Source organism: Herbaspirillum sp. SJZ106 (genome assembly GCF_006715495.1).
Taxonomy (GTDB): Bacteria; Pseudomonadota; Gammaproteobacteria; order Burkholderiales; family Burkholderiaceae_D; genus Herbaspirillum.
This window is the reverse complement of sequence record NZ_VFNI01000006.1, coordinates 87216-109553: the sequence shown is the minus strand read 5'-3', so window position 1 is coordinate 109553 and position 22338 is coordinate 87216. Positions and strand designations below refer to the sequence as shown.

20 protein-coding genes are annotated in these 22338 nt (G+C 65.2%); 6 read left to right on the top strand and 14 right to left on the bottom strand.

Translation table 11 applies throughout. The features are described from left to right. Positions 1 to 212: 212 nt before the first annotated feature. The 3 genes from carB to FB598_RS18150 all read right to left on the bottom strand — a co-directional run bounded on the left by carB (position 213) and on the right by FB598_RS18150 (position 5306). Positions 213 to 3446: a carbamoyl-phosphate synthase large subunit gene (gene carB, locus FB598_RS18160; RefSeq protein WP_141917235.1), complete on the bottom strand. Its 3234-nt coding sequence runs from the start codon at positions 3444 to 3446 to the stop codon at positions 213 to 215. Further along, a complete protein-coding gene (gene carA, locus FB598_RS18155; protein WP_141917237.1) occupies positions 3439 to 4602 on the bottom strand; it encodes a glutamine-hydrolyzing carbamoyl-phosphate synthase small subunit in 1164 nt (387 codons plus the stop codon). Before carA ends, carB begins: the two co-directional genes overlap by 8 nt. Before the next feature lie 296 nt (positions 4603 to 4898). Next, on the bottom strand, positions 4899 to 5306 hold the full coding sequence (locus FB598_RS18150; protein WP_141917239.1) for a heme-binding protein: 408 nt from the start codon (positions 5304 to 5306) through the stop codon (positions 4899 to 4901). Between the two features lie 255 nt (positions 5307 to 5561). Between FB598_RS18150 and FB598_RS18145 the strand changes: the two genes are divergently transcribed. Then, on the top strand, positions 5562 to 6164 hold the full coding sequence (locus FB598_RS18145) for a C40 family peptidase (RefSeq protein ID WP_141917241.1): 603 nt from the start codon (positions 5562 to 5564) through the stop codon (positions 6162 to 6164). Between the two features lie 111 nt (positions 6165 to 6275). Here FB598_RS18145 and FB598_RS18140 read toward each other — a convergent pair whose 3' ends face one another. Then, a complete protein-coding gene (locus FB598_RS18140; RefSeq protein ID WP_141917243.1) occupies positions 6276 to 7223 on the bottom strand; it encodes a patatin-like phospholipase family protein in 948 nt (315 codons plus the stop codon). Positions 7224 to 7409: 186 nt separating this feature from the next. Between FB598_RS18140 and FB598_RS18135 the strand changes: the two genes are divergently transcribed. Together FB598_RS18135 and FB598_RS18130 are read left to right on the top strand one after the other, a co-directional pair. Next, positions 7410 to 8315, top strand: coding sequence for a hypothetical protein (locus FB598_RS18135; RefSeq protein ID WP_141917245.1), 906 nt, complete (start codon positions 7410 to 7412; stop codon positions 8313 to 8315). A gap of 18 nt (positions 8316 to 8333) precedes the next feature. Further along, positions 8334 to 8924 (top strand): YigZ family protein, encoded by a 591-nt coding sequence (locus tag FB598_RS18130; protein ID WP_141917247.1) that lies wholly within the window; start codon positions 8334 to 8336, stop codon positions 8922 to 8924. On the opposite strand, the gene FB598_RS20795 is transcribed toward FB598_RS18130, so the two are convergent. Then, the gene (locus tag FB598_RS20795; RefSeq protein WP_183405796.1) at positions 8864 to 9034 is read right to left on the bottom strand and encodes a hypothetical protein; all 171 of its coding nucleotides are present in this window, start codon (positions 9032 to 9034) and stop codon (positions 8864 to 8866) included. The genes FB598_RS18130 and FB598_RS20795 overlap by 61 nt on opposite strands. A gap of 11 nt (positions 9035 to 9045) precedes the next feature. Beyond that, a complete protein-coding gene (locus tag FB598_RS18125) occupies positions 9046 to 10533 on the bottom strand; it encodes an MFS transporter (RefSeq protein WP_141917250.1) in 1488 nt (495 codons plus the stop codon). 129 nt (positions 10534 to 10662) lie between these two features. Between FB598_RS18125 and FB598_RS18120 the strand changes: the two genes are divergently transcribed. From FB598_RS18120 to FB598_RS18110, 3 genes are all read left to right on the top strand, one after another. After that, positions 10663 to 11346: a metalloregulator ArsR/SmtB family transcription factor gene (locus FB598_RS18120; protein ID WP_141917253.1), complete on the top strand. Its 684-nt coding sequence runs from the start codon at positions 10663 to 10665 to the stop codon at positions 11344 to 11346. A 49-nt stretch (positions 11347 to 11395) separates the two neighbouring features. Next, entirely contained in the window at positions 11396 to 11839 is a 444-nt protein-coding gene (locus tag FB598_RS18115; RefSeq protein ID WP_141917255.1) for an Rrf2 family transcriptional regulator, read from the top strand. Between the two features lie 92 nt (positions 11840 to 11931). Next, entirely contained in the window at positions 11932 to 12828 is an 897-nt protein-coding gene (locus FB598_RS18110) for an NAD(P)/FAD-dependent oxidoreductase (RefSeq protein ID WP_141917257.1), read from the top strand. 101 nt (positions 12829 to 12929) lie between these two features. On the opposite strand, the gene FB598_RS18105 is transcribed toward FB598_RS18110, so the two are convergent. The 8 genes from FB598_RS18105 to FB598_RS18070 all read right to left on the bottom strand — a co-directional run bounded on the left by FB598_RS18105 (position 12930) and on the right by FB598_RS18070 (position 22204). Further along, the gene (locus tag FB598_RS18105) at positions 12930 to 13553 is read right to left on the bottom strand and encodes a YitT family protein (RefSeq protein WP_255515809.1); all 624 of its coding nucleotides are present in this window, start codon (positions 13551 to 13553) and stop codon (positions 12930 to 12932) included. Between the two features lie 156 nt (positions 13554 to 13709). Continuing rightward, positions 13710 to 14954, bottom strand: coding sequence for an MFS transporter (locus FB598_RS18100; RefSeq protein ID WP_141917261.1), 1245 nt, complete (start codon positions 14952 to 14954; stop codon positions 13710 to 13712). Between the two features lie 129 nt (positions 14955 to 15083). Beyond that, positions 15084 to 15791, bottom strand: a complete 708-nt coding sequence (locus tag FB598_RS18095) for a transcriptional regulator NanR (protein ID WP_141917264.1) — start codon at positions 15789 to 15791, stop codon at positions 15084 to 15086. A gap of 99 nt (positions 15792 to 15890) precedes the next feature. Further along, positions 15891 to 17276 (bottom strand): 3-oxo-isoapionate kinase OiaK, encoded by a 1386-nt coding sequence (gene oiaK / locus FB598_RS18090; protein WP_141917267.1) that lies wholly within the window; start codon positions 17274 to 17276, stop codon positions 15891 to 15893. Then, positions 17273 to 18517, bottom strand: coding sequence for a ribulose-bisphosphate carboxylase large subunit family protein (locus tag FB598_RS18085; RefSeq protein ID WP_141917269.1), 1245 nt, complete (start codon positions 18515 to 18517; stop codon positions 17273 to 17275). The genes oiaK and FB598_RS18085 overlap by 4 nt, the downstream gene beginning before the upstream one ends. An 83-nt stretch (positions 18518 to 18600) precedes the next feature. Beyond that, positions 18601 to 19431 (bottom strand): phosphogluconate dehydrogenase C-terminal domain-containing protein, encoded by an 831-nt coding sequence (locus FB598_RS18080; RefSeq protein ID WP_141917272.1) that lies wholly within the window; start codon positions 19429 to 19431, stop codon positions 18601 to 18603. A 55-nt stretch (positions 19432 to 19486) separates the two neighbouring features. Beyond that, positions 19487 to 20824 carry an MFS transporter gene (locus tag FB598_RS18075; protein ID WP_141917275.1) on the bottom strand — a complete coding sequence of 446 codons (1338 nt, stop codon included), beginning with the start codon at positions 20822 to 20824 and terminating at the stop codon, positions 19487 to 19489. A gap of 411 nt (positions 20825 to 21235) precedes the next feature. Then, a complete protein-coding gene (locus FB598_RS18070) occupies positions 21236 to 22204 on the bottom strand; it encodes a LysR family transcriptional regulator (RefSeq protein ID WP_141917278.1) in 969 nt (322 codons plus the stop codon). Positions 22205 to 22338 lie beyond the last annotated feature (134 nt).

Genomic DNA, 22338 nt, shown 5'->3' with positions numbered 1-22338 from the left:
CAGGGAGTCGTCCTAAGAGTCGCTAACAAAACGTCGCTGGCGGCGTTGCCCTGGCTTGCCGGAACTTCGTACCCGCGTACTGTCCGCGCCAGCCAGCCTTGCCATCAGCGTCTTGTTAGCGACTCTAAAAGTCAGAGAGGGCATCGATTGCTCAGATGCCCTCTGCGCTTGCCGGCACTACATCCAGCCGGCAAAAATAACGTGTTGTGGGTTTAGTGTATAGCTTTATGCAGGCCTTGTAAATCGTAGACGTCCAGCGCGTCCAGGTGGCGCATGCCCTCCACCGCGGCTTCGGCGCCGGCGATGGTGGTGAAGGTGGTCACGCGCGCAGCCAGGGCCGAGGTACGGATCGCTCCGGAGTCGGCAATCGCATTGCGCTTTTCCTCAACGGTGTTCACCACCAGGGCGATCTCGTTGTTCTTCACCATGTCGACGATGTGCGGACGGCCTTCGACCACCTTGTTGACGGTGGTCACCGCGATGCCGGCGGCGCTGATGGCGGCCGCCGTGCCCTTGGTCGCCACCACCGAGAAGCCCAGTGCGACCAGGTCGCGGGCCACTTGCACGGCGCGCGGCTTGTCGCTGTTCTTCACCGACAGGAACACCTTGCCCGAGGTCGGCAGCTTCACGCCGGCGCCCATCTGCGACTTCACGAAGGCTTCGCCGAAGGTCTTGCCCACGCCCATGACTTCGCCGGTCGACTTCATTTCAGGGCCGAGGATGGTGTCCACGCCCGGGAACTTGACGAACGGGAACACGGCTTCCTTGACGCTGAAGTAAGGCGGCACCACTTCGTTCTTGATGCCCTGGCTGTCCAGCGACTGGCCGACCATGCAGCGCGCCGCGATCTTGGCCAGTTGCAGGCCGGTGGCCTTGGACACGAACGGCACGGTGCGCGAGGCGCGCGGGTTCACTTCCAGCACGAACACGGTGTCGACCGTCTTGCCGTCGACTTCGGCCTGCTGGATCGCGAACTGCACGTTCATCAGGCCGACCACGTTCAGGCCCTTGGCCATCAGCGCGGTCTGGCGCTTCAATTCGTCGATGGTGTCTTTCGACAGCGAGTACGGCGGCAGCGAGCAGGCCGAGTCGCCCGAGTGCACGCCGGCCTGTTCGATGTGTTCCATCACGCCGCCGATGAAGGTGCGTTGGCCGTCGGACAGGCAGTCCACGTCGACTTCGATGGCGTCGTTCAGGAAGCGATCCAGCAGCACCGGCGAGTCGTGCGAGACCTTGACGGCCTCGCGCATGTAGCGCTCCAGGTCACGCTGCTCGTGCACGATTTCCATCGCGCGGCCGCCCAGGACGTAGGACGGGCGCACTACCAGCGGGTAGCCGATTTCCTGCGCCAGGCGCAGCGCGTCGGCTTCGGTGCGGGCGGTACGGTTGGGCGGCTGGCGCAGGCCCAGGTCCTGCAGCAGCTTCTGGAAACGCTCGCGGTCTTCGGCCGCATCGATCATGTCGGGCGAGGTGCCGACGATGGGCACACCGTTGGCTTCCAGGTCCAGCGCCAGCTTCAGCGGGGTCTGGCCGCCGTACTGCACGATCACGCCGACCGGCTTTTCCTTGTCGACGATTTCCAGCACGTCTTCCAGCGTCACCGGCTCGAAGTACAGGCGGTCGGAGGTGTCGTAGTCGGTCGAGACGGTTTCCGGGTTGCAGTTGACCATGATGGTTTCGTAGCCGTCATCGCGCATCGCCAGCGCCGCGTGCACGCAGCAGTAGTCGAACTCGATGCCCTGGCCGATGCGGTTCGGACCGCCGCCCAGCACCATGATCTTCTTCTTGTCGGTCGGATTCGACTCGCACTCTTCGTCGTAGGTCGAATACATGTAGGCGGTGTCGGTCGAGAACTCGCCGGCGCAGGTATCGACGCGCTTGAACACCGGACGCACGCCCAGCTTCTTGCGTTGCTCGCGCACGGCGGTGTCGGTGGTCTTGAGCAGCTTGGCCAGGCGACGGTCGGAGAAGCCCTTCTGCTTCAGCTGGAACAAGGTAGCCTTGTCCAGCGACTCCAGGGCGACGTCCTTTTCCAGCCACAGTTCGATGTCGACGATCTCCTTGATCTGCGACAGGAACCACGGGTCGATATGGGTCAGGCCCTGCACTTCTTCCAGCGAGAAGCCCTGCGCGAAGGCGTCGCCCACGTACCAGATGCGATCCGGGCCGGGTTCGCCCAGCTCTTCCTCGATGGTTTCGCGGTCGGTGGTCTTCTCGTTCATGCCGTCCACGCCGACTTCCAGGCCGCGCAGGGCTTTCTGGAACGACTCCTGGAAGGTGCGGCCGATGGCCATCACTTCGCCCACCGACTTCATCTGGGTGGTCAGGTGCTTGTCGGCCTGCGGGAATTTTTCAAACGTGAAACGCGGGATCTTGGTCACGACGTAGTCAATCGACGGCTCGAACGAAGCCGGGGTCGCGCCGCCGGTGATTTCGTTGCGCAGTTCGTCCAGCGTGAAGCCGACCGCCAGCTTGGCGGCGATCTTGGCGATCGGGAAGCCGGTCGCCTTGGAGGCCAGCGCCGACGAACGCGACACGCGCGGGTTCATTTCGATGACGATCATGCGGCCGTCCTTCGGATTGACCGAGAACTGCACGTTGGAGCCGCCGGTATCCACGCCGATCTCGCGCAGCACCGCCAGCGAGGCGTTACGCATGATCTGGTATTCCTTGTCGGTCAGCGTCTGCGCCGGGGCGACGGTGATCGAGTCGCCGGTATGCACGCCCATCGGGTCGAGGTTTTCGATCGAGCACACGATGATGCAGTTGTCGGCCTTGTCGCGCACGACTTCCATCTCGTATTCCTTCCAGCCGATCAGCGATTCCTCGATCAGCAGTTCGGAGGTCGGCGAAGCTTCCAGGCCGCGCTTGCAGATGGTTTCGAATTCTTCGGCGTTGTAGGCGATGCCGCCGCCGGTGCCGCCCATGGTGAAGGACGGACGGATGATGACCGGGAAGCCCAGCTCCCGTTGCACCGCCCACGATTCTTCCATCGTGTGCGACACGCCCGAGCGCGCCGAACCCAGACCGATCTTGGTCATGGCGTCCTTGAACTTGGAACGGTCTTCAGCCTTGTCGATGGCTTCCGGCGTGGCGCCGATCAGCTCGACCTTGTACTTGTCGAGCACGCCGTTGCGGTGCAGGTCGAGCGCGCAGTTCAGCGCGGTCTGGCCGCCCATGGTCGGCAGGATGGCGTCCGGCTTTTCCTTAGCGATGATGCGCTCCACCGCTTGCCAGGTGATCGGCTCGATGTAGGTGGCGTCGGCCATTTCCGGGTCGGTCATGATGGTGGCCGGGTTGCTGTTGACCAGGATGACCTTGAAACCTTCTTCGCGCAGGGCCTTGCAGGCCTGGGCGCCGGAGTAGTCGAATTCGCAGGCCTGGCCGATGATGATCGGGCCGGCGCCAATGATCAGGATGCTTTTAATGTCGTTACGCTTAGGCATTTTGTTTCTTCTCCATCATCGCCACGAACTTGTCGAACAACGGGGCGATGTCATGCGGTCCAGGGGATGCTTCGGGGTGACCCTGGAAGCAGAAAGCAGGCTTGTCGGTGCGCTCGAAACCTTGCAGCGAGCCGTCGAACAGCGAGACGTGGGTGACGCGGCAGTTGGCCGGCAGTGTCGCCTGGTCCACGGCGAAACCGTGGTTTTGCGAAGTGATCATCACCTGCTTGCTGTCGAGGTCTTGCACCGGGTGGTTGGCGCCGTGGTGGCCGAACTTCATCTTCAGCGTCTTGGCGCCGGAAGCCAGCGCCATGATCTGGTGGCCCAGGCAAATGCCGAAGGTCGGGATGCCGCGCTCGATCAGTTCCTTGGACGCGGCAATCGCGTAATCGCAAGGTTCCGGGTCGCCGGGGCCGTTGGACAGGAAGATGCCGTCCGGATTCAGGGCCAGCGCCTCGGCGGCAGTCGCCTGCGCTGGCAGCACGGTGACCTTGCAGCCGCGCTGCGCCAGCATGCGCAGGATATTGAACTTGACGCCGTAGTCGAACGCGACCACATGGAATTTCGGGGTGATCTGCTGGCCGTAGCCGCGACCCAGTTGCCACTCGGTCTCGGTCCAGTTGTAGGCCTTCTTGGTCGACACCACCTTGGCCAGGTCCATGCCGGCCAGGCCCGGGAAGGCGCGCGCCAGTTCCAGCGCTTTCGCGGTGGCGGCTTCAATGTTGGCTTCGCCGGCCACGATGGCGCCGTTCTGGGCGCCCTTCTCGCGCAGGATGCGGGTCAGCTTGCGGGTATCGATGCCGGCGATGGAAACGATATTGCTTTCCTTCAGGTAATCGGACAGCGATTGCTGGGTGCGGAAGTTCGATACCAAGCGCGGCAGATCCTTGATGATCAGGCCGGCGGCGTGGATTTGCGACGCTTCGACGTCTTCGCGGTTGACGCCGGTATTGCCGATGTGGGGGTAAGTCAGGGTGACGATCTGGCGGCTATAGCTGGGATCGGTCAGGATTTCCTGGTAACCGGTCATGGCCGTGTTGAACACCACTTCGCCAGTGGTATTGCCTGCGGCGCCGATGGAAAAACCTTGAAAGACAGACCCGTCTGCGAGCGCGAGGATTGCCGGAATCGCGGAACCGGAAAGAAGAGGCAGCAAGGGTAACTCCTGAGATTGTTACCGTCGCTGCTGGATGACCGGAAGACCTTGCGCACCAAACCGACCGGCGCAAAGCCCCTGACTCATTCGGTTCGGGTGCTTGTTGGCCTGCTGGAACGAGGTGGAGGATGGGTATGCGCTACGACGGAATTTAAATTAGCTAAACCGCATAATTATAGCGCAAGAGACTCCCTCCGGCAAATCCAGGATCGCCGAAAGTTACCGCAAGATGCGCCGAAATGAACGCAAATCGCGGGATTCGCCGGCCAGGCGCGGCCTGCCGGCGAGGAACGGAATTACAGCGCCAGCGCGGCGATGCCGGCCTTGGCGATCTGCACGTCTTCCGACGACTTCACGCCCGACACGCCCACGGCGCCGACGTAATGGCCATCGATCACGACCGGCACGCCGCCTTCGAGCAGCGCATCCAGCTCGGGCGCCGACAGGAAGGAGAAGCGGCCGTTGTTGATCATGTCTTCATAGATCTTGGTTTCGCGGCGACCCAGCGCGGCGGTGCGCGCCTTGCCCGGAGCGATGTGGGCCGAGATCGGAGCGGCGCCGTCCAGGCGTTGCAGCCACAGCAGGTGGCCGCCGTCGTCGACGATGGAAATCGTCACGGCCCAGTTGTTGGCCTTTGCTTCGGCTTCCGCGCCGGCGGCGATCTTCTTGACATCGTCCAGCGTCAGGAATGGTTTGTTTTGCATGTTGGCTCCGGTGTGCTGAAAAAATTGAACGGTGATTGTACGGCGAGAAAGATGTTTTGACATCAGGCCCGAACAAACTCTTCGGTGAGCGTTTTTCATGCGAGCCGCCGGGACGGCAAGCTGTAAATCGTTTAGCGAAAAAATTCCGGTCATGCCTGGAAATAATGCAATTATTGCAAGCTGGCATGAAATTAGCTTTTGACAGGTCATGAGAATTCACTTACAGTCCTGCAATCCTACTTATAGAGGATCCTGATGACTCTACGCCGATCTGACCGATTCCGACGCCAAACCGTGCGAGCGTGCGTGCTCGCGGCCGGACTCTGGATCAGCGCATCGGCTGGCGCCGCCGACCTCTCCCTGGCGGCCCAGGATCTTCCCCCTCCCCAAGCACAAACCCCGCAAGCCCAGCAGCAGATCAGCAAGACCAATCTTGCCATCGCCCGCCTGCAAGCCATCACCGACCGCGCATCCGAACTGGCGACCCAGGCCTTGGCCATGCTGGGCATCAACTACCGCTACGGCGGCAATTCGCCCGATACCGGCCTGGACTGCAGCGGCCTGGTGCGCTACGTATTCAAGGAAGCATGGGGCACCGACCTGCCGCGCACCTCGGCTGAAATCAGCCGCGTCGGCGAAAAGATCGGCAAGGACAACCTGCAACCCGGCGACCTGGTGTTCTATAACACGCTGCGCCGCAGCTTTTCCCATGTCGGCATCTACCTGGGCGATGGCAAGTTCATCCACTCGCCCTCCAGCGGCGGCCAGGTTCGCATCGAGAGCATGGACGAGTCCTACTGGAAGAAACGTTTCAGCGGCGCGCGCCGGATCGCCACGGACGCCAGCGATACCCAATAAGCACTATCCAGCACCATCCAGCGCCATCCCGGTGCACCGCCTACGACAAAGCCGCCAAATCTGGCGGCTTTGTCTTTTCCGGCACTGGCGCTGGCGTTGCCTTGGTTCCGCTCAATTCCCCGAAAGCAACTTCAACTTGCGCTTGATCTCCGGCATGGCCTCCATCGCCGCCTGCTCGCCGGCCAGGATGGCCACGTTACGACTGGCAAAATCGCTGCCCCTCATGGCGCCCAGGCTGGGCTGCAGCACGATGTCGGCGTTCTTCAATTCATATTGGTTGATGGTCTGCCCCATGATGGCGAACGTCTGCAGCAGCACGTCCACCGAACTGGCCGACGCCTGCGTCTCGGGCTGCGCCGAGATGTTGACCGCGATCACGAAGTCGGCCCCCATCTGCCGCGCGAAGCGCACCGGCACCGGCGCCACCAGGCCGCCGTCCACATAATAGCGATCGCCGATCCGAACCGACTGGAACACGCCCGGCACCGCCGACGACGCCCGCACCGCGATACCGGCATTGCCACGCTGGAACAGGATCGGCTGGCCGCTCTTCAGGTCGGTCGCCACCGCCCCGAAGGGAATCTTGAATTTTTCGATGGGCAGGTTGTTCAGGGCCTTGTTGACGTAGTTCTGCACTCCCTCGCCCTTGAGCACGCCGGCGACCTTGGCGAAGAACGGCACCGACCAGTCGGAAATGGTGGCCTCGTCCATCTGCAGCGCCAGCTTCTGCAGCGCGAAGCCGTCATTGCCGGCCGCATACAGCGCGCCCACCAGGCTGCCGGCGCTGGTGCCGGCGACGATATCGGCGTCGATGCCCTGCGACTCCAGCGCCTTGATCACACCGATATGGGCAAAACCGCGCGCAGCGCCGCCGCCCAGCGCCAGGCCGATGCGGATTTTCTTCGGCGCCGTCGCGGTCGGCGGCGCCGGCGTGGCGGCGGCCGACTCGGCCGGCTTGGCGTCGGAAGAACCGGGCAGCCAGGCAGTCGTGCCGCAGGCGGCCAGCAACAGGGAAGATGTCAGGACGGCGAGGGTCGCCAGGTGCGAAGCGATGCGCATGGAGAAAATAGTGACTTGGAGAAACCAGCAGCAATACATAAGCCGCCACGCTGGCGACAGCGCCCGCTGACGGCGCCGCGCCATTTTACTTGAAGCCGCTTGCCGCGGCCGCGCCCGCCCGCTGGTGTAGAATGCGCCGCCCGGTTCCGAATCCGGCTCCGCCATGCAAACGATAGAACGAAGTCCATGAATATCGTCATCAACGAAGAACTGCAAAAGTACATCGATCCCCTCACCCCCAACGAATACGCCGCGCTTGAGCGCAGCATCCTGGCCGAAGGCTGCCGCGACGCGCTGGTGCTATGGGGCGAGGTGCTGATCGACGGCCACAACCGCTACGAGATCTGCCGCAAGTACGAACTCGAATTCAAGACGGTGCAGAACGACAGCTTCAAGTCGCTGGAAGACGTGCTGTTGTGGATGATCGACAACCAGCTGGGCCGCCGCAGCGTCTCCGATTTCCAGCGCGGCATGCTGGCGCTGCGCAAGCGCGACATCCTCGCCGCCCGCATCAAGGCCGACGTCAAGCCGTCCAAGGCTGCCGCTGACGCCGATAACGCCGCCGCCGAACCCAACACGGCCGGCAGCGCCGACGCCTCGCCGGCCGATGGCGGCGATCCGCCATGGGACACCTCGCCCGACGGCGCCGCGCCGATCAAGACGCGCGAAGACATCGCCCGCGCCGCCGGCATCAGCAGCGCCACCATCGGCCAGATCGACCGCATCCGCAAGACCGCCGCGCCGGAACTGGTGCAGGCCGTGCGCAGCGGCGCCATCTCGATCAACGCCGCCGCCGCCGTGGCCTCGCTGCCCAGCGACGTCCAGGTCAATGCGGTAGCCGGCGGCAAGAAGGAACTGCGCGAAGCCGCCAAGAAAGTGCGCGAACAAAAGGCCGCCACCCGCACCCCGCGCGCGCCCAAGGCCGGCGACGGCGAAGGCAGCGCGGTGGCCATCGTGGAAGGCATGGAAAACGAAGTCACCGCCGCGCTGCGCCGCGAAGTCGCCGCGCTGCAGGCGCGCGTGACCCAATTGACGCAGGAGAACCAGGGCCTGCAAGCCGAACTGGCGCTGCTCAAGGGCAGCGGCGCCTGAGCCGCGCATCCGTCCGCCATGCCCACCTTCACCATCGCCGCGCGCGCCGAGATCGAGCTGGATATCCGCAAGAGCCGCTTCATCGGCATCGTCATGCCGGTGGCCGGCCGTGAGGCCGCGATGCAGGAGGTCGAACGCATGCGCGACGCCCACCGCGGCGCCACGCATGTGTGCTGGGCACTGATGGCCGGCGGCCATTCCGGCATGTCCGACGATGGCGAACCCTCGGGCACCGCCGGGCGGCCGATGCTGGAAGTGCTGCGCCATCACGAACTCGACGGCGTGCTGGCGATGGTGGTGCGCTACTACGGCGGCATCAAACTGGGCGCGGGCGGCCTGGTGCGGGCCTACACCGAAGCAATCGCCACCGCGCTCAAGCACACCGAGCGCATCGAACGGGTAGCGCAAGCCGAGCTCGACATCGGCGTCGGCTATGCCGCCGAACCGCAGCTGCGCCACTGGCTGGCGCAACACAACTACGCATTGCTGGACAGCCGCCACGACACGCTGGCCCACTTGCGGCTGCGCCTGCCGGCGGCCGAACTCGATCAGGCCGAAGAGGCAATCCGCCGCATCGCTTCGAACGCCTCGATCAAACGCATCATCTGATCCATGCGTTGGCGGTCGCCCGGCAGCGGCCGGCGCGACCACAGCAAGTCGAACTCGGCCAGCAACAGGTAATACTCGATTTCATCCAGTTCGGCAGGCGTCGCCATCATCGCCCTCCTCCTTATTGCTCCAATGATTTCAGTGGCTTCAGTGTGCGCGTCAGGCGCCGGGCCAGTTGCACCGCCAGCGCCGGCGCCAGTGCGAATACCGCAAACAGCACCGCCGCCGCCTCCTGCGCGCCGGCCACGCCGCCGGGAACGGTGAGTCCGGCCTCGTTGGCCGTCAGGCCGACCAGCGCCGCCCCCATTGCCATGGCGTACAACTGTACGGTGGTCACGGCCGACGACGTCAGGTTCTCCTCCCCCGGCTTGGCCGCATGCAATGCGCGCGCGATCAGGTGCGGCCAGCCCAGCCCGATCCCCATGCCGGCCGCGGCCAGCGCCAGCACGATGCCAACATCGGCAACCAGGCTCGCCGCCAGTAGCCGGCCCGGCAACAACAGCGCCAGCGCCATCAGGCCCAGTGCCATCAGCATCGGCCCGATACGCACCATGCGATCGGCCGCCGCGCCGCTGCGCCCCGAACTCGTGAGCGAACCGATGCTCCAGCCCCCCGCCATGGCGGCCGTCATGTAACCGGCCGCCAGCGGCTGGTAGCCATGCAGCACCTGCAAGAAATACGGCACGAAGATTTCGGTGCAACTACCGATCACCAGCAGCGACACGCAGGCAAACACCTTGCCCATGTCGGAGGACAGCGCATAGCCGCTGCGCGGCAACAAACTGATGCGATGGCGCAGGTCGATGCGCACCACCAGCAAACCCAGCAAGGCGCCGCCGGCCACGCAGGCCGCCGCTTTCCAGCCGGCATCGGCCTGCGCAGCCAGCGCCACCAGCAGCACCGAAACCGCCAGCAGCAGGATGCGGCCCAGGGGCATGGCGTTATCCTGCGTGTTGTCCGTCTTGACGGAACGCGGCCCCAGTTGCGTCGTCACCAGGATCGCCTGCAACAGCAGCAACGGCATCAGCGCCCAGAACGCCAGGCGCCAATGGCCGCTGGCGGCAAACAGCCCGCCCACTGCCGGCCCCAGCAAGGTGGAAATGCCCCACATGCCCGACACCAGCGCGATCGCGCGCGACCACAGGCGCTGCTCGAACACCAGGGGAATCAGCGCATACCCCAGCGCCGCCAGCAAACCGCCGCCGATGCCTTGCACCGCGCGCCCGGCCAGCATCCACATCATGCTGCCGGCGGCCGCGCACACCAGCGCGCCGGCGCCGAACACCGCCAGCCCCAGCAGGTAGGTGCGGCGCGCGCCCAGGGTCGAGAGCAGTTTTCCGGTCAGGGTGGAACCGATGATGGAAGCCGCCACGAACAGGGTCACGTTCCAGGCGTAGTAATCGAGGCCGCCGATGTCGCGCACCACCGACGGCAGGATGGTGGTGACGATATGCACATTGATCGCATGCAGCGCCACGCCGCCGGTCAGCGCCACCGCGCGCGGCGCGTTGCGGGCATTGAGCAGTTCGCCCCAGGACGCGGTGCGCCCGGCGGGTTCGGGGGACTGCAATGCCGCTTCAGTGGAAGAACTAGAACTGTTGGTCGTCATATCGTGCCTTTCATCTCTGGCTGCGGCCGGTGGCCGGGGCGCCTGCATGGACGGTTCGACAATTCCGCGAAGCCGGCATAATATGCAAGCATTTATTTGGATATTCAGACCGAATCTTAGAACGCCCTCATGAATTTAACAAGTAAACACTTGGAAAATAAATTAGCCACCGATACAGACCCGGCCGGGGCATCCACGCCCGAGCGCATCCTGTTGCACATCAAGACGCACGGCCCCACTTCCACCGCCGAGCTGGGACGCGAGCTTGGCATGACGGCCGAGGCTGCGCGCCAGCAAGTCCAGAAGCTGGTGGCCGAAGGCCTGATCGCCGGCCACCAGGAAAATACTGCGCCGCGCGCCGGCCGCCCGCGCCAGAACTGGGACCTGACCGCCGCCGGCTACGCGCGCTTCCCCGATTCGCACGCACAGCTCACGGTGCAACTGATCGGCTCGATCCGCCAACTGTTCGGCGAGCAGGGACTGGACAAGCTGATCGACCAGCGCGAACAGGAAATGCGCGCCGACTACCAGCGCCACTGCGCCGGCATCGCGACGCTGCCGAAGCGGCTGGAAAAGCTGGCCGAGATCCGCAGCGCCGAAGGCTACATGGCGCGCGTCGAGAAGCAAGGGAAGGATTGGCTGCTAGTGGAAGACCACTGCCCCATCTGCGCCGCCGCGCGAAACTGCCAGGGCTTTTGCCGTTCGGAACTGCATCTGTTCCGTGAAGTGGTGGGAGACGAGGCCAGCGTCACGCGCGAAGAGCACCTGCCGGCGGGCGGACGGCGCTGCGTCTACCGCATCGCGCGCGCCTGAATTTTTCTGATCGTTGACATCGCGCGTTTCACGTAATAATATTAGTTACATGAAACGCAGCGACCGCCTCTCCATTGCCCTGCACATCCTGTTGCACATGGGCCAGCGTCCCGACACTCCGATGACCTCGGAAGAGATCGCCGGTTGGGTCGACACCAATCCCGTTGTCATCCGCCGCACCTTCGCCGGGCTGCGCGAGGCCGGCATTGTGACGTCGACCAAAGGGCATGGCGGCGGCTGGTCGCTGGCACGGCCGATGGCGCAGATCAGCCTGCAGCAGGTCCAGCAGGCACTTGGTGAACGCCTGGTCACGCTGGGCGCACGCGAAGAATCGCCTGGCTGCCTGGTCGAGATCGCCGTCAATCGCGCGCTCGACGATGCCCTGGAAGAAGCCAACCGCCTGCTCGATCAACGCCTGGCCGGCATCACGCTGGCCGACCTGGCGCGCGACATCGGGCCGCACTTCAAGCTGGGCCAGCCGCCGCCGCATTAACGCTCACCAGGAATCGCCCTTCCCTGCCGACAACTTGACGCGCCTTGCATCGCAAGGCGTGCGGGGAAGCTCATGCCATGAAAGGAAAGTCCATGCAATACGATGTCATCATCGTCGGCGCCAGTTTCGCCGGCGCCTCAGCCGCCATGCAATTGGTGCGTGCACGCCGCAACGTTCTCATGGTCGACGCCGGCCAGCCGCGCAACCGCTTCGCCGAAGCCTCGCATGGTTTCCTTGGCCAGGACGGCGTCGCACCGCATAAGATCATGGCGATCGCCATAGAGCAGTTGCTCGCCTATCCGACTTTCGAACTGGCAGCAGCGCAGGCAGAGCACGCTACTGCCGACGGCCAGGGCGTGGCCGTCACACTGGACGACGGCAGGCGTTTCAGCGCGCGCCGCCTGATCCTCGCCACCGGCGTGCGCGACGAGCTGCCCGCCATCCCCGGCCTGCAGGAACGCTGGGGGCAGACCGCCATCCATTGTCCGTACTGCCACGGCTACGAAGTGCGCGACCGTAAACTGGGCGTGATCGCCACCACGCCGCTGTCGGCCCATCAGGGACTGATGCTGCCGGACTGGGGGCCGACCACCTATTTCACGCAAGGCCAGTTCGAACCGGAAGAACAGGAGTTGAAGCAGATGGCCAAGCGCGGCGTGACGATCGAACGCACACCGGTCATCGAGGTTCTCGGCACTGCTCCCGACATCGCAGCCCTGCGCCTGGACGATGGCCGCACGGTGGAGATCGGCGCGGTATTCGTCGGCCCGCGCGTGCACATGGCCAGCCCGCTGGCGATGCAACTGGGCTGCGCCTTCGAACAAGGGCCGATGGGGCCGTACATCCGCACCGACGAATTGCGCCAAACCTCGGTGCAGCACGTCTTCGCCGCCGGCGATGCCGCCGCAGCCTTCCACAACGCCACCTTGGCATCGGCCTCGGGCGTCATGGCGGGAGTCAGCGCGCATCGCTCGCTGGTGATGGAATGAAATGAAAAAAGAGCACCGCACGGGTGCTCTTCGATACATCGGCTTCTGCCGATTGCCGTCGCCCCGCTTTCCGCCCGGACGACGGCGCCCCTGGTGCCGCCTCACATACCCATGTACCTGCCAGGCCGGTGGTTCAGCGCAATCACCAGGTTGGCCGCTACCGCTCCCGCGATCGACGCCAGCAGCACCGTCGGCGTGACCACGAACAGCGACGCCAGCACAATCGCCACATCCACGCCCATCTGCAGCTTGCCGGCGCGCAGGCCGTAGCGATCCTGAAGGAACAGCGTCACCACATTGATGCCGCCCAGGCTGGCGCCATGGCGAAACAGCATCACGAAGCCGGTACCCATCAGCAAACCGCCGAGAATGGCGCAATAGAACAGGTTGAGCTTCTCATAGGCGATGAACTGCGGATGCAACAGCGAAAAACCCGACACCAGCGCCACCGCGCAAAAAGTCTTGCCCATGAAGCGCAGGCCCATGCGGCGAAAGGCAAAGTAATAGAACGGGATGTTGATGGTGAAGAACACCACGCCGAACGGCAGCCCGGTCAGGTACTGGATCAGGAAGGCCAGGCCGGCGGTGCTGCCGGTCAGCAGGCCCACATGGGTGTACATGTTCACTCCGAGCGAAACGAACAGGGTGCCAATCACCAGCGCCAGCGCATCCTCATACCCCTTGTGGCGCACATCGGCCGGCGCCTTGGCTGGCGCTTCAGCCACGCGACGCCTCCGGCATCGCTTCAGATTGCGCCACTGCCTGGCGGTCGCCGGCATAGGGGAAAAGATGGAAAAACATGACAGCCTCTCGAAAACCAAACAGGGAACCTCAAAATCGGCGCATCTGCGCCGGCAACCCGTTATGTTAACGCGGCGCACTCAGGCATGCACGGGAGAATCCGGGGTGGATGGCCGTTCCACGCTGCGGTCATCTATCGGGAAATGCAGCGCCGCCGCCAGCACGCCCGCGGCGAAGGTGGCGCCCCACAGCAGCGAATACGACCCGGTCAGGTCCAGCACCAGCCCACCCAGCCATACGCCCAGAAAAGACCCGATCTGATGGCTCAGGAAGCACACGCCGAACAACGTTCCCATATGGCGCGTACCGAAGATGCGCGCCACCAGCCCGGTCGTCAGCGGCACCGTGCCCAACCAGGCCAGCCCCATGATAGCGGCGAACACGGCCACCGAGAACGGCGTCTTGGGCAGCACGAAAAACAGGCCGATGGCGGCGCTGCGCAACAGATACAGCCAGCCCAGCACATGATGCTGGCGAAAACGCCCGCCCAGCCAGCCGCAGGTCCAGCTGCCGGCCATGTTGAACAGGCCGATCAGCGCCAGCGCCGTGGCCGCCAGCCCCATCGGCATGTGGCACAGCTCCAGGTAACCCGGCAAATGCGTGGCGATGAAAGCCAGTTGGAAGCCGCAAGCGAAAAACCCGATGGTCAACAGCCGGTAGCCGCGATGCCGGCAGGCCTGCCACAGCACTTCCTTCAACGAGAAATTCAAGCCGGGATCGGCGGCCGCGGCCGCGCGCGGGGGCCGTCCCAACGCCAAACCGAGCGGCGCCGCCGCCAACAGCATCAGCGCCAATACCAGCAAGGCCACGGTGATGCCCGACATCGAACGCAACGCCTGCACCAGCGGCACCATCAGCACCTGCCCCAACGATCCGCCGGCACTGGCCAGGCCCATCGCCATGCTGCGCTTCTCGGGCGCCACGCTGCGGCCGACGGCGGTGAGCACGACGCCGAAACTGGTGCAACTGATGCCGATCCCGATCAACACTCCCATGCCCAGTACCAGCACGACGCCATTCGGCGCCAGCGCCGTCATCGCCAGGCCGGCGGCATAAGCGGCGGCGCCGAACGCCACTACCGGCGCCGGGCCGTAACGGTCGGTCGCCGCGCCGGCCAGCGGCTGGGCGAGTCCCCATACCAGGTTGTGCAAGGCGATGGCAAAAGCAATCAGCGTGACCGGCAAGCCATAGTCATAAGACAGCGGGCTGATGAACAGGCCGAAGGTCTGGCGCGCGCCCAATGCCATGCTCATCACCGCGGCGCCGGCAGCGACGATGAGCAGGATCCGGTTGCGCGAAGCTGCAATGCGAGGAATGGATGGCATGGGTCTGGCGCGGTATGCGGCTGTCGTGAAACGCACATTGGAACGCCATGGCGGCGCCGGCTCAACCGAGATTTGCGCGCGCTCCCATGCGCGCCAAGCATGCGAAAAAGCCCTCCCGGCTCCCTGCGGTTACTGCTGGCCCAGCGCCCGATATAGCTCGTTGGCGCGCGTCAGGTGGGCGCGCATCGCCTCGGCGGCGGCATCGCCATCATGGGCGGCAATGGCATCGACGATGCGCTGGTGTTCGGCCAGCGTCAGCTCCTCGGCGCCTGGCGCGCGCACCAGTGTGGTGTAGAACTCGCTGGCCCAGCGGAACATCGACTCGACGATGGAAGGGAAGATGGGATTGCCGCTGATGTCGGCGATCTCGCGGTGGAAGGCCATGTCGCGCTCGATGAACTCTTCCAGGTTGACCATCGAGGCGCGGTGCTCCTCGATCGCCTGGCGCAGGCGCGCCACCTGTTCCGGCGTGGCGCGCTCGGCGGCCATGCGGGCGGTGCTGGTTTCCAGGAACACGCGCGCTTCCTTCATGTGCCGCAACATGTCGGGCTTGGTGCGCAGCAGGTGCTGGGCGCCGGCAGCGATCTGGGCGATCAGGCGCTCGGCGGTCGGGTCGACCACCCGCGCACGTTCGCCGTGGGTGATCTCGACGAAGCCGGAGCGCTCCATCGCCTGCAGCGCCTCGCGCACGGCGGGGCGGCCCACGCCGTACTGTTCCATCAGTTCGCGTTCGGACGGCAATTGCGAATCCGGCGGAAACTCGCCCGCATGGATACGCCCCATCAGGCGTTCCAGCACTTCCTGGTATAACTTGCGTCGCTGTATCGGTTCCGGCATGAGAGAAGCTGTCTCTGACTTTTAGGTATCGTTGGACGCGAACTCTACCACAATCCCAGGCCCGGCCTGACTTTGCGCCGGTTTGGCTGTGGCCCGGCATCAAGCCGCGGCACGCCCTTCCAGCACATCGCCAAAAAAGCTTTCGCTCCCTACCTGCCCGCCCTTCAATACCAGTTCCAGCCCGTCGCGGCGCGGATGCTCCGACCATGCGCGGCACAGCGGCGCGCCCGGCGCCAGGCCGGCGCACACCGACAAGGCGGCAATGTCCAATGCGCCGGCCACCTCGCCCGAGCTGTCGCCGCCGGCGATGGCGATGCGCCGCAAGTCGTTCGCCTCCAGGATGCCCCGCATGACTTGCGCCAGCGCCACGCCGACGCTGCGCGCGGCATCGGAACGCGCCATGCCGGCCGCGCGGGCAATGGCGTCGAAACCGATGACGCAAGGGTCGTCCGGCCCTTCCGCGGAAAACACCAGCGGGCTGCGGCCGGCGCCAAGCGCCGCGCCGGCGCGCGCGACCAGGCGCGCCAACTCCGTCTCGCGCGTGCCTTCGGCCAGCACCGCCGGCAAGTCCATGCGCTCGACGGCGAAACCATGCACGCGCGCCCAAGCGATCTGGCCGGCCGTCACCGGTGAACAACTGCCGCTGACGGCTGCGATCACCGGCGCCGGCCCGGCCTGCGGCAACGAAGGCTGGTCCGCAATCCAGCCGCGTGCGCGCCAGTAGGCCGCCAGCGCGTACTGCAAACCCGAAGACGAAGCGCTGAACACGCCCGCGCCCTTGCCTTCCCACACCAGCCGGCCGGCTTCGCGCAGGGTTTCCTCATCCAGCACGTCCACCAGCACCACCGGCTTGTCCTTGCCGCGCAAGGAAGGCAGGCGTGCGTGCGCAACCGAGGCGCCGTCGCGCAACTGCACCATGTCCACCAGTTCGATGCGGCGCCCGGTCTGTTTTCCCAGATGGCGGCGCAGGTCGGCTTCATCCATCGGCGTGACGGGATGGCGCGACATGGTCGGATGGCGATCCAGCCGATGGCCCACGCCATCGACCGCGGCGAACAGGTTGCCGAACATCTGGTAGCGCTTCAGGCGCGGCGCGCCCACCACCATCGGCGACCAGTCGCCCGGCATGGCGCGCACGCCGAGGTCGATGGCGCGGCCGATGGAGCCGGTCGCGGGGGCAGAGTCGAACGTAGAGCACACCTTGTATTGCAGCAGCGGCGGCCGCAGCGCCGCCAGTACCTCGAATGCCGGCGGCAGGTGTTCTTCCATCCATTGCGGCGAGCGCCCGCGCGAGGAACCGGCGATGCCGATGCAGCGCGCGTCGGGAAAGCGCGCCAGCATGGCCCGGTCCGGCGTGCGCAAAAATAGCACGGTGGACAGGCCGGCGGCCGTCATCACTTCCATGGCGTCGGTGGAGCCGGTGAAATCGTCGCCGTAGTAAGCCAGCAGCAAACCCGGCGGCAATGCGTTGCCTGGCGTTGTCATTTCCAGAATCCCAGCGCGGCCTGCAAGGCCGGGTTGCCCTTGGCGTGCTGCGCCAGCGGCACGCCTTCCATCGCCGCCACCCAGGCCTCGCGCAGCGCTTCGACGCCGGCCGACACGCCTTGCAGGTGGCCGAAGATGCCGCCGCCGGCGGTGTGTATCAGGTCGGCGCAGCCGATCGCGGCATAGGTGTCGGCCGCTTGCAGTCCGGTCTGGCCGGAGCTGAATACCGGCATGGTGGAAACCATGCCGGCGCCTTCGATCACCGGCGCCAGCACCGAACGCGCGGCGGCGATGACGCTGTCGTCCGGTTCGCTGAACTTGTTGCGCAGGCCATTGACGTGCATGTGGTCGGCGCCGGCCAGCCGCCATAGCTGCTGCCAGGGCGCGTAGTCCCAGCCCAGTTGCGGGCAACGCGTGAGGTAGCCCCAACCGGCGCGGTGCGCATGGATCGGCAGTTGCGCATGGCGGCGCAGTTCCTGCAGACCGACCAGGCCGATGGCGTTCAGGCTGGCCATCACGCAAGTGCCGCCGGCGGCCAGCACCAGGTCGTGGCGGCGACGCATCTGGTCGAGGTCGCCGGTAAGGTTGAAGGCCACCATGACCTTCTTGCCGGTGCGTTCGGCGTGTTCGTTGATGACGCGCATGACGGCGTGCACGCGTTCGTCGAACGGGCAGCGGCCGCCATCGGCTTGCAGCTCGTCGTCCTTGATGAAATCGATGCCGCCGGCCACCAGCTCGCGCACCTGCTGCACCGTCTCATCCACCGACAGGCCGATGCTGGGCTTGATGATGGTGCCGATCAGCGGGCCATGCGCGATGCCGGACAGCCTGCGCGTGCCCTCGATGCCGAAGGCCGGCCCCGGATACGCTTCGGCGAAGGCCTTGGGCAGTGTCAACCCGGTCAGGCGCAGGCCCGACACCTGGCGCAGCTCGAACAGGTTGCCGGCGATGGTGGCCATCAGGTTGGGCAAGGAGGCGCCGGTGTTCTCCAGCGGCCACGACAGTTCCAGTTCGCATTGCGTGTAGCGCTCGGCGCGCATGCCGCCCGGCAGGCTGGGTTCCTTGCTGTGGCCGAGGATGTTCAGGCGTTCGACACGGGCGCCCGAGCGCTCTTTCAGTTCCGGCGTTTCGGCGGCCAGGGCGACGAAGGTGCCGCTCGATTGCTCGCCGGCGATGACCTCGGCGGCGCGCGCGGGGTCGTCGCCGGTTTCCAGCCAGTAGCTGGCGTAGATGCGTTCCATTGGCTGTCTCTCTTATTGGTTCTTCATGCGCTGCAACGGGCCGCCGTCATGTGGTGCAGTCGGCTCGGGCGGCCCGGGCACGCTCAGGTGATGCGGCGGATGCTCTCCGCGATTTCCTCATGCTCGAACACCTTGAGCCAGTCGTCGCGCAGCAGGCGCGGCAAGCCGTTCTGGATGGCCTTGTTGCAGGCATCCGAGAAGGCGCCGGGGATTTCCTTGAAGATCACCGCGCCCAGGATGTTCATGTGGCCCAGCAGGAAGTCGCGCGCGGCTTCTTCCGGCACGCCGCGGCGCACGGTCTCGTCCATGGCCTGCTTCATCGCGTAGAGCAGCGTGGCGCACACGGTTTCCGACAGGCCCGGCTCCAGGATCGCCATCTGTTCCACGGTCAGGCGATAGCTGCGCAGGATCGGCTGGTAGATCACCTTGGCCACGTCCTCGCCGAGGTCGAAGGCCGACTCCGGGCCTTGCATCAGCGCGCTGGTGATCGACTGCCTGGCCGCGCCGCCGCCGAAGAAATCGCGCCGGCCTTCGGGCGTGCTCTCGTCGTTGAAGATCGGCGGGTGGCAAGGGTGCGCGACGAAATAGACCAGGTCCGGACGGTCCGGCAGGTGGCCGGCGAAGGGCGCGGCCGCATCCAGCGTCATCACCATCACGCCGGCGCGCAACTTGGGCGAGATCTCGGCGGCGACCTTGCCAATCAGGGTATCGGGCACCGCCAGGATGACCACGTCGACATTGTCCAGCGCGGCATCGATGCCCACGCAGTCGATCCCGGCCTCCTCCTTGAGGCGCTTCTGTCCGACCTCGCTCACTTCCACGTGGGCGACCTGGTAGTCCGACTTCTTGAGGTTCTTGGCCAGGCGCACGCCCATCTTGCCGCCGGCGCCGAACAAGGCGATTTTTTCTTTCATGATGACTCTCCGTTCAAAACTGCATCTCTGCACAAATGATTCGACAACAATCGTTTTATTCCGCAATGGCCCGGCCTTGCAGCTCGGGGATGTCTTCCCGTGCGCCGGCGCCGATGGCGAAGATCACCACCGCCGACAGCAGCATCAGCGCCCCCACCACGAACATCGGCGCCTGGTAGGAACCGGTCGCATCCTTGATGGCGCCGGTGATGAAGGGCGCCATGAAGCCGGCGGCGTTGCCCACCGTGTTGATCAGCGCAATGCCGGCAGCGGCCGCCGCGCCCGACAGGAAGCGCGCCGGGATCGACCAGAAGGTCGGCAGCGCCGAAAAGATGGCGCAAGCTGTCACGGTGATGGCCAGCACGGTGGCGGCCGGGGTCTGCATGTACAGCGCGGCCGGAATGCTGACTGCGCCCAGCAGCGCCGGCAGGCCGACGTGCCAGCTGCGCACGCCGCGGCGGGTGGCGTCACGGCTCCACAGGAACAGCGCGATGGCGGCCGGCAGATACGGGATCGCCGTGATCAGCCCCTTCTGGAACACATTGAATTTGGCGCCGAACTGGGCCTCGAAGCCGCCGATGATGGTGGGCAGGAAGAAGGCCAATGCATACAGGCCGTAGATCAGCCCGAAGTAGACCAGCGACAGCATCCACACGCGGCCGTTCTTGAGCGCGCCGGCGGCGTGCGGAACGTGGGTGGCCCGCTTGCCGCTTTGCTCGGCCTGCAGTTCGGCGGTGAGCCACTTGCGCTCGGCTTCGTTGAGCCACTTGGCGTCGGCCGGCTTGTCGGCCAGGTAGAACCAGGCGATCACGCCCACCACGATGGCCGGCAAGGCGACGCCGGCGAACATCACGCGCCAGCCTTCCAGGCCGAACAGGCCGTGCGCCTCGATCAGCAGCGCCGCCACCGGCGCGCCGATGACGATGGTCAGCGGCTGCGCCAGGTAGAACAGCGCCAGGATGTGGCTGCGGTGCCGGGCCGGCACCCACAGGCTCAGGTACAGGATGGCGCCGGGGAAGAAACCGGCCTCGGCCACGCCCAGCAGGAAACGCAGCACGTACAGCCCTTCCACGCTGCTGACCCAGGTAAACAGCAGGGCCACGATGCCCCAGGTGACCATGATGCGCGCCAGCCAGCGACGCGCGCCGTACTTGTGCAGGGCCAGGTTGCTGGGGATTTCCAGCAGCACGTAACCGATGAAGAACACGCCGGCGGCGAAGCCGAACTGGGCCGCGGTCAGCGCCAGGTCGCGGGTCATGCCGTTGGGACCGGCGAACGAGATCGCGGTGCGGTCGAGGAAATTGATGAAGAACATCAGGCCGACGAAAGGCACGAGCCTCATCGCGACCTTGCGGATGGCCGATTTCTCGACCGCGCTGGCGTTGGTTTGCATATTGTCTCCTGGCTGGTTGCGAGGCTATTGCCCTTCAACAACAACCTCTCTTGTTGTGTGTGCGCCAGGATCTGCGGGGGCTGCGAACGCCTGCGCTCGCCTGGCTGCCGTCTTTTTGCTGGTTCTGCGGTTTTGCTGGTTGCTACTGCTTGCTGCTGCTTGCTGTTGGTTGATGCCTGGTATTGCCACGCTGCGCGCTGTTATGGCCAGTTAGCGCGCCTTTCCCTTACAAAAGGCGTGTTTTCGCAACTGGTATCATCACTATACCAGTTTACTTTTTCAGCGATCGATTAATTTTTTGCAAGCCAAAGATGAACGCGGGCGACGATGCCGGATGGCAACCGGCTTCGGGGCCGCGTTCAGGTGAAGGAAGAAATGTGGAAGGGATGCGGAAAGGGGTGAGGCAGAAGATCAGGCTGCGGCCGGTTTGGGTCCGCTCCCTCCTCGTTCCAGCAGCAACTGCACGAAAGAACGCGCCGCCGGCGACAGTTCGCCGCCCTTGCGGGTGACGATGCCGATAGTCTGCGACATCGACTTCAGCGCCACCGGCAGGATGCGCAGCACGCCGCTGTCGACGAACATGCCGGCCACGCTGGTGGGCAGGATGGCGACCGTGTCGCTGGCCTGGCGCAGCACCGCCACCGTCACGAAGGTGGAGGCCGTAGCGATGGCGCCGGCCGGCAAATCCAGCCCGGCCAGATCGAACTCGCGCTCCAGCACCGCCCGCAGCGGCATGTGGCTGGGATAAGTGACCCAGCGGTAGCCCCGCAGGTCGGCCAGGCTGACCGACTTGCTGCGCAGGCGCGGATGCTCGCTCGACACCACCACCGACAATGGCTCGTCCGACAACGGCTGGTAGTGGTACTTGCCGGGGTTGTCCGACACGCTGGAGCGCCCCAGCAGCAGGTCGATGTGGCCATCGTCGAGCAAGCCCAGCATATGCACGCTGGTGTCTTCGATGATGTCGATGGACAGCTCCGGATGGCTCTTGTGCAAGGCGTTGACGGCCGGCACCACCAGCTCCGGCACCGCCCCCATCACGGCGCCGATGGCCAGCCGGCCGCCGCGCCCGGAGCGGATCTGCGCCATCTCCTCGCACAACGCGCCCAGGTCGGTCGCCATCAGCCGCGCGTAGCGGATCACGCAATGGCCGAACTGGTTGGGGATCAGCCCGCTTCGCGTGCGCTCGAACAATTGCGCCTCCAGCACCGCCTCCAGCTCGGCCAGCGACTTGCTGGCGGCCGACTGCGTCATGGCCAGCGCATTGGACGCCTTGTGCAGGGATTTATGGTCGTCCAGCGCGATCAGCAACTGGAGCTGCTTCATGCGCAGGCGCGACAGGAGGCTGTTGAGGTTCTGCTGGCTGGGGGCGCGTTTCATGGCATCGACAGTGAATAGATGGGGCAAAAGATGAGGCCAAAGATGAGGCCAAATCAGGTGAGTCGTAAAAGCGATCACATGATGGAAAGTCTTCACTATACAGCCCCAGCCGCCGGACGTATATTCATCGCCAT